At 49.4% G+C, this 6,916-nt stretch carries 5 protein-coding genes (1 of these 5 cut by a window edge); all 5 read left to right on the forward strand.

Annotated features, from left to right (window positions below; translation table 11 throughout):
• Positions 1–220: 220 nt before the first annotated feature.
• Tightly spaced (at most 30 nt apart), the 5 genes in view from M1L66_RS02115 to M1L66_RS02135 form a layout consistent with a single transcriptional unit that may run on beyond the window.
• A complete protein-coding gene (locus tag M1L66_RS02115; protein ID WP_055659948.1) occupies positions 221–1,300 on the forward strand; it encodes a 6-phosphofructokinase in 1,080 nt (359 codons plus the stop codon).
• Between the two features lie 13 nt (positions 1,301–1,313).
• Entirely contained in the window at positions 1,314–2,936 is a 1,623-nt protein-coding gene (gene dnaX / locus M1L66_RS02120) for a DNA polymerase III subunit gamma/tau (RefSeq protein WP_434690529.1), read from the forward strand.
• 16 nt (positions 2,937–2,952) lie between these two features.
• The gene (locus M1L66_RS02125) at positions 2,953–3,306 is read left to right on the forward strand and encodes a YbaB/EbfC family nucleoid-associated protein (protein ID WP_002605641.1); all 354 of its coding nucleotides are present in this window, start codon (positions 2,953–2,955) and stop codon (positions 3,304–3,306) included.
• A 2-nt stretch (positions 3,307–3,308) separates the two neighbouring features.
• Entirely contained in the window at positions 3,309–3,905 is a 597-nt protein-coding gene (gene recR / locus M1L66_RS02130) for a recombination mediator RecR (RefSeq protein WP_002605640.1), read from the forward strand.
• A 30-nt stretch (positions 3,906–3,935) separates the two neighbouring features.
• On the forward strand, positions 3,936–6,916 hold the 5' portion of the coding sequence (locus M1L66_RS02135; protein ID WP_434690533.1) for a hypothetical protein. The gene runs 148 nt beyond the window's last position; 2,981 of the gene's 3,129 nt are visible here — the first part of the coding sequence; the start codon lies at positions 3,936–3,938; its stop codon lies off the right edge, out of view.

Genomic DNA, 6,916 nt, shown 5'->3' on the forward strand with positions numbered 1-6,916 from the left:
AATATGGCCGCAGAGGCGACCGCGCTCCGGCGCACGAGTCCGGCTTACCGGACTCTTTGTTATATGTACAATCATTACCATTTAACTGGTAATTTTCTTACATTTCCCGATAGAACAAAGTTTTCCCTTGCCCCACCCTTCCCTTTGTATTATAATTATGTACAAAATGGGTATATAGTATCTATTTCCTAAACATGAATCTAAGAAGGGGTGTGCTTTGATGATGAGAGTTGGAATGCTTACAAGCGGCGGCGACTGCCAGAGCTTAAACGCGACAATGCGCGGTGTGGCGAAGGCGCTGTACAGAATGTATGACGATGTGGAGATAATTGGTTTTGAAGACGGATACAAGGGCCTGATTTATGCAGATTACCGTGTTATGCAGCAGTCGGAGTTTTCAGGAATTCTGACGGAAGGCGGGACAATCCTTGGCACCTCGCGACAGCCGTTCAAACTGATGCGTACACCGGATGAGAACGGACTCGACAAGGTAGAAGCGATGAAGCACACCTATAAAAAGCTGAAACTGGAATGTCTCGTTGTTCTGGGAGGAAACGGCAGTCAGAAGACGGCAAATCTTCTTCGCGAGGAAGGGCTGAATATCATTCATCTGCCGAAGACAATTGATAACGACTTATACGGAACCGATGTGACCTTTGGTTTTCAGAGCGCCATCAATGTGGCGACCAACGCCATTGACTGCATCCACACCACGGCGGCATCTCACGGCCGTGTATTTATTGTGGAGGTCATGGGCCATAAAGTAGGCTGGCTTACCCTGTATGCAGGAATCGCAGGGGGAGCGGACATTATTTTACTTCCCGAGATCCCTTATGATCTGGATATTGTAGTGGAAGCGTTAAAGAGCAGGACGAAGAGGGGAAAACGTTTCTCTATCCTGGCAGTGGCGGAAGGTGCCATTTCCAAGGAGGACGCCGCTCTTACCAAGAAAGAATTGAAAGAAAAAAAGAAAAACGGAGTGATCTATCCGTCGGTCGCTTATGAGATCGGCGCTCAGATTACAGAACGCACGGGACAGGAAGTCCGTGTGACTGTTCCCGGCCACATGCAGAGAGGCGGTGAACCATGTCCATACGACAGGGTTCTTTCAACACGTCTGGGCGCGGAGGCCGCGTATCTGATTAAGAATAAGGAATACGGCAATATGGTGGCAGTGATCAACGATGAGATCGTGAAGGTGCCGCTGGAAGAAGTTGCTGGTAAATTAAAGACGGTCGATCCTGAGAGTTCTATCATTAAGGAAGCCAAGATGATAGGTATCAGCTTCGGCGATGAGTAAGGAGCCATAGAGCATGTCGTATACGGCATTATACCGGAAATGGCGTCCTGCTTCCTTTGCGGATGTCAGAGGCCAGGACCATGTAGTACAGACTTTGAAAAACCAGATAGTATCCGACCGTATCGGACATGCGTATCTGTTCTGCGGTACCAGAGGTACCGGTAAGACCAGTATTGCAAAGATATTTGCGAAAGCGGTTAACTGTGAGAATCCGGTGGACGGCAGTCCCTGCGGAGAGTGCCAGACGTGTAAGAATATCGCGGCCGGCTCCTCCTTAAACGTGGTGGAGATCGACGCCGCTTCCAACAACGGCGTCGAGAATATCCGTGAGATCAGGGACGAGGTCCAGTATCCCCCTACGGAAGGAAAATACCGGGTTTATATTATTGATGAGGTTCATATGCTTTCTACAGGAGCCTTCAACGCCCTTTTAAAGACGCTGGAGGAACCTCCGTCTTATGTCATCTTTATTCTGGCGACCACCGAAGTGCAGAAAATACCTGTCACGGTCATGTCACGGTGTCAGCGGTATGATTTTAAGCGGATTACGGTTGATACCATTGTGTCTCATTTGCAGAAGCTGACCGAAGCTGAGCATATTTCAGTGGAGGACAAGGCGCTGGCCTATATTGCCAAAGCGGCGGATGGGGCCATGCGTGATGCGCTGAGCCTTCTGGACCAGTGTGTGGCCTTCCATTATGGAGAGATTCTGACATATGACAATGTGTTGGATGTCCTCGGCGCCGTAGACATTACGGTATTCAGTCAGTTATTTCGCGCTGTCGTGGAGAATCGGACGAAGGACTGTATTAAGAGTCTGGAGGAGATGGTAATCCAGGGACGCGAGCTGGGGCAGTTTGTAACAGACTTTATCTGGTATCTGAGAAACCTTCTCATTGTAAAGTCTGTGGATGACGCGGAAAATATGCTGGATATGTCAGCGGAGAATATGAATCTTCTGATGGAAGAAGCCGGCCTTGTCGATGGAGAGACGCTTTTGCGGTTTATCAGAGTATTTTCCGATCTCTCGAACCAGCTTCGCTACGCATCCCAGAAGCGGGTGCTGATCGAGGTGGCTCTCATTAAACTGACCCGCCCCGAGATGGAAGAAAACCTGGATTCCGTCATTCAGAGAATCAGCAGCATTGAAAAACAGCTGGAAGAAGGCGTCTTTGTAACTGGCGCCATACCTTCAGGTGGTAGCAGTATGGATTCCGTACCGGCCGGAGACAATGGAAGAACGGGCGGAAACGGCGCCTCGTCAGAACCGATGACACCCGCGGAACGCGTTGCGCTCCCCAAGGGGCAGTTGGAAGACTTAAATCTGGTCCGCAACGAGTGGGGAAAGATTGTAAAAGACCTGGGAGGTCCGATCCGGGCCAGTTTCCGGGATACGGTGGTGGAACCGGCGGGAGAAAGCTGTCTCTGCGTTGTGTTCACAGACCAGAGCAATTTTATTATTGGCAGCCGTCCGACGACTCTGGGAGACATCGAACGGTATGTGGAAGAACATTATCAGAAATCAATTTATTTTAGGGCAAGACTGCGGGGCGGCGGAGAACGCCTCGATACCATTTACGTCAGTGACGAAGAATTAAAAGAAAACATTCACATGGATATTATAATAGAAGATTAACAGGAGGACATACACCATGGCAAAGCGTGGCGGTTTTTCAGGCGGAATGCCTGGCAATATGAATAATTTAATGAAGCAGGCTCAGAAAATGCAGCGTCAGATGGAAGAGACGACGAAGGAGCTGGAGACAAAAGAGTATACGGCGACAGCAGGCGGCGGAGCAGTATCCGTTACCGTATCTGGAAAGAAGGAAGTGACTGCGGTGAAGCTTACTGAAGAAGTGGTGGATCCGGATGATATTGAGATGCTGGAAGATCTGATTGTGGCTGCGACCAACGAGGCGTTCCGCCAGATGGAGGAAGAGAGCAGTGCGGCCATGTCCAAGCTGACCGGCGGCCTCGGCGGTATGGGCGGAGGCTTTCCTTTCTAATCATGGATTATTACAGCAGTCAGATAACGAAATTAATAGAAGAGCTTTCCAAGCTTCCCGGAATAGGAAGCAAATCCGCACAGCGTCTGGCATTTCACATTATCAATATGCCGGAGGAATCAGTAACGAGCCTCGCCTCATCCATTACTGAGGCGAAGCATAATGTCCATTACTGCAAGGAGTGTTTCACTCTAACAGACCAGGAGCTGTGCCCGATCTGCAAAAGTGACAAACGCAACCATAAAGTCATCATGGTTGTTGAGGATACAAGGGATTTGGCGGCTTACGAAAAAACGGGGAAGTATGACGGTGTTTACCATGTGCTTCATGGAGCGATCTCTCCCATGCTGGGAATCGGCCCGAATGATATCAAACTGAAGGAGCTGATGCAGCGGCTTCAGGGTGATGTGGAAGAAGTTATCATCGCTACCAATTCCAGTCTCGAAGGGGAAACTACGGCGATGTATTTAAGCAAGCTGATAAAGCCTACAGGCGTACGGGTAACCCGTATTGCCAGCGGCGTGCCCGTCGGCGGAGATCTGGAATACATAGATGAAGTGACATTGTTACGGGCCCTGGAAGGCCGGGTCGAACTGTAACTCATTAACCTTGTTAGGAGATGCAAAAGAATGGATAAGTACGAGTTTAATATTAAAGTTGAACAGATAAAGAAGCTTGTCGGCAAGAGTGATTATGAGACGGCCATGAAGATTGCCGATACCATTGACTGGAGACGTGTGCGGAACACGAACCTGCTGTCTATGGTAGCCATGGTTTACGAAAAAAATGAGGACTATGAAGAGGCCAGAGAGATTCTTCTTCTGGCGTTTGAACGTGCCCCCATTGGGAAACGTCTGCTCTATAAGCTGGCAGAACTCGCATTAAAAGAGGGCAATATTGATGAGGCTGAGGCATATTACAGGGAATTCAGCGATCTGGCCGGAGATGACCCGAGACAGCAGCTTCTACGTTATTTAATTTTGAAAGCAAAAGGTGCGCCTGCCCAGCAGTTAATCCATTCTCTTGAATCTTATACAAGTCAGGAAATTGATGAGAAATGGCTGTATGAGCTGGCTGAGCTTTACAGCATAGCAGGTATGGCTGACAGATGCGTGGAGACATGCGATAAGATCATGCTGATGTTTGGTCTTGGAAAGTATGTAGAAAAGGCCATGGAATTGAAGCTTCAGTATGCGCCGCTTACGAGCTATCAGATGGATCTGGTGGAAAACCGTGATAAATATGAGGCAAAGCTTCGTGCTGTAGAACAGGAATACGGACTCGGCGGAGGCCAGATGAATGTTCCGGAGCAGGATGAAGAATACTATGATGATGGAAATCCGGGGATGGATATGCCGGAGGAACCCTATTATGGAGATTTACAGGCCAGGATGCAGGAGGCCGAGGTTCAGGAAGGGCTGGCCCGGGAGATGTCCCGCATGTCTTACGAGGAACCGCCGGCAAAGCAGCGCCCCAGGAGACATGACAACACACGGGTGCTTGATGATATCAGGCGGATTAACCGCCCGGTTATGAGGAACTCTGAATATGATGGCGCTTCCATAGCGGCCGGAGAGACCGCGGCAGCAGGAACCGCATATGCAGGAGGTGCATTTGCCGGGGCAGCAGACGGAATGGCTGGTGCTGCATACGGTGCAGCGGATGCCGTAGTCCATATGGCTGGGAATGCAGAGCGCCTTGCCTCTGCAATGCCAAGACCGCGCGGAATGATGCGTATGCCGGAGATGGCTGATGAAGTCCCTGCAGAGCCAGTGATAGAGGAAGACTATACCTATGGAAATTCTGGATATGGAGAATCTTCCTATGGGGAATCTTCTTATGGTGATGCCTCCTATGAAGACGGCTCCTATGACGACACTTCTTATGGCGGACAGGCTTATGGCGGAGATACCTATGGAAAGCCAGGATATGGGGAGAATTCCTATGGCGAGCCGGCATACGGAGAGAATGCGTATGGAGAGGCAGCTTATGGAGAAAACGCATATCGAGAGCCAGGCTATGGGGAACATGCATATGGAGACGCCTCCCATGGCCAGAGTACCTATGGAGAGACCGCTTATGTTGAAAACACATACGGAGATTCTGCCTATGGTGAAAACAACCATGAAGGCGCAGCTTTTGGAGATAACTCCTATGGGGAAGCAGCTTATGGAGAAAATGCTTCTGAAGAATCAGCCTACGGCGGGAACTTGGCTGATGACGTAGCTTACGGATCGTCTGACTATGACGATCCGGCATATGGCAAGACTGCCTATGGCGACACTGCTTATGGTGACGCTGCATACGGCGACGAGGTTACTGGTGAATCAGTTTCCGGTGAATCGGTTTCCAGTGAATCAATTTCCGGTGAGACTGCATACAGCGATTCCGCAGTCGATGAATCAACTGGTGATGATCCGGTCTATGGAGAGACTGCCTATGATGAACCAGAGACATCCTATGATGAATCAGAAGGCGATAATTCCGCTTACGTTCAGGGGGATTCTGAATACAGCACACAGGAAGACCATACCGCAAATGTCACTGTTTTGAACAAACGGCGTACAGAAGAAGATGTTCTTGAGATAGAAGACCTTGAAGATGAAGAGGAAGAACCTCCTGTATTAAATCATTTAATGATTGAAGCCAGGACTCCCGAAAAAGGACTTAAAATTGCTGTAGAGGCATTAAAACAAATTCATAATGAATCCGGCATAAAAAATCCGGTCGCCAAGATTACAGGAGAGAAGCTTTCCAAAAGAGGTGTGCTCGCATCCGCATCTAAACTGGCCGGAAAAGATCTTGTTATAGAAGAGGCAGGAGATTTGACTCCGGAAGCCTTAGAAGAATTATATGAACTGATGAATCACGATAACAGCGGCATGATCGTTGTTTTGATCGATAATCCCAAACAGATGGAGAATCTTCACAGAAACCATCCGCGTCTTGCCAGCAAGTTTGAATGCATAGGAAGCGGAGAAGGCTATGAACCTGGCGAGGAGTATACTCAAACCATATCTCCGGCGCAGGAGCCGCGTCCGGCGGCAAGAAATGAAGAGCCTGTTAAGAGGGCTGCTGCTCCCAAAGCTGCAGTGAGACCTCTCTATCCGGAACGAAATGATGCTCCGGTCAGACGCCAGCCGGCTCCACCAGTCCAGGAGGTTATTCCTGAACCGCGCCGTCAGCCTGTTTACGCCGATGAACCTTATGAAGAGAATTCTTACGATCAGGATATCAGAGATGCACAGTCATATGAGACGGATTCTTATGAAGAGGAAGCTTACGATGATTTCCCGGATGAGGAAGCGGCGTCGAAAAAGAAAAAAGGTCTGTTCCGCAACCGTAAAAAGCCGGTTTACGAGGAGATGGAACCGGAGGAGTCCTATGATGAAAATGACGATTACTATGTGGAAGAAGACGAAGACGGCGAGGAAGCCATGTCTTACCGCAATGATGATGGTCCAGGAAGTCACGGGGAAGAGATGGATATTGACGAGTTCGCTCAGTACGCCTGCCGTTATGCCAATGAAATTGACTGCAGCATAACCGGCAAGAGCATGCTGGCCCTGTATGAGCGAATCGAGATCATGGAAGAGGACGGAGTGGCGCT

This window comes from Hungatella sp. SB206, assembly GCF_051132295.1.
Lineage (GTDB): Bacteria > Bacillota > Clostridia > Lachnospirales > Lachnospiraceae > Hungatella > Hungatella effluvii.